The sequence below is a fragment of the Phenylobacterium sp. genome, assembly GCF_041916435.1.
GTDB lineage: Bacteria > Pseudomonadota > Alphaproteobacteria > Caulobacterales > Caulobacteraceae > Phenylobacterium.
Genome location: NZ_JAYRZM010000033.1, coordinates 1 through 1,136 on the forward strand (window position 1 = coordinate 1; position 1,136 = coordinate 1,136).

The 1,136-nt window shown below is 71.8% G+C and carries 2 protein-coding genes; one reads left to right on the forward strand and one right to left on the reverse strand.

What is annotated here, in order from left to right:
- A partial coding sequence (locus tag ACE3TA_RS22630; RefSeq protein ID WP_374576584.1) for a TIGR04438 family Trp-rich protein occupies positions 1-267 on the forward strand: 267 nt, incomplete at its 5' end.
- A gap of 266 nt (positions 268-533) precedes the next feature.
- Here the strand turns inward: ACE3TA_RS22630 and ACE3TA_RS22635 are convergent.
- Positions 534-1,136, reverse strand: a 603-nt coding sequence (locus ACE3TA_RS22635; protein ID WP_374576585.1) for a dihydroxy-acid dehydratase, incomplete at its 5' end; no start/stop codon positions are given.

Here is a 1,136-nt window from a genome sequence, read left to right on the forward strand (position 1 = left end):
GGTGTCTTCATCATCCTGCTGCATTTCGCCGGCATCGGCCCGATGGCCAACTGGACCTGGACGCTGACCGGCGACCTGTGGAAGTTCTGCGTGCCCTTCGGCCTGGCCGCCGTCTGGTGGGCCTGGGCGGACAGCACCGGCTACAACAAGCGCCGCGAGATGGAGAAGATGGACGCCAAGCGCCAGGCCCGCCGCGAGCGCAACCTCGAGGCGCTGGGCATGGACGCGCGCTCCCGCCACAAGAAGAACAAGGCCGCGGGGCGCTAGGAGTCTGCGCGGCAGAAACCCGGGCCCGCGCCGGGCGGCCAAGGCCGCTGGCGTAGGCGCGACGCGCGGCGCGGGCTGGTCGCCCGCGCAAGCGGTGCAACACGCGCCAGTGGCATTGGGTGTCCCGGCCCGAAGGGTTGAGCCCGCCAAGGGGCGCATGCGTCGTTGCACCCCTGGCCCGGGCGGCCAGCCCGGGCGGCGGGCTGCGCCTAGCCTGCGCCCCTTGGCGGGCTCAACGCGGGCCCGGGTTTCTGCCGCGCAGACTCCTAGTCCTCGAACTTGTCCAGCACCGCGCCGGAACTGGCGCTCGAGGCGTTCTTCGCGAACTTGGCCAGCACGCCGCGCGTGTAGCGCGGCGCCGGGCGCTTCCATTGCACGCGGCGGCGTGCGATCTCGGCCTCGTCCACCTCGAGCTGCAGCAGCAGCCGGTGAGCGTCGATCGTGATCGGGTCGCCTTCGTGCACCAGCGCGATCAGCCCACCCTCGTAGGCCTCCGGCGCGACGTGGCCGACCACCATGCCCCAGGTGCCGCCGGAGAAGCGGCCGTCGGTGATCAGGCCGACCGACTCGCCCAGCCCCTGGCCGATCAGCGCGCCGGTGGGCGCCAGCATCTCCGGCATGCCCGGGCCGCCCTTCGGGCCGAGGTAGCGCAGCACCATCACGTCGCCGGGCTTGATCCGGTTGGCCATGATCGCCGCCAGCGCCGACTGCTCGTCGTCGAACACACGCGCCGGGCCGGTGATGACCGGGTTCTTCAGGCCGGTGATCTTGGCCACGCAGCCTTCGGGCGACAGGTTGCCCTTCAGGATCGCCAGGTGGCCGTGTGCGTAGATCGGGTTGCCGACCGGGCGGATCACCTTCTGCTCGGG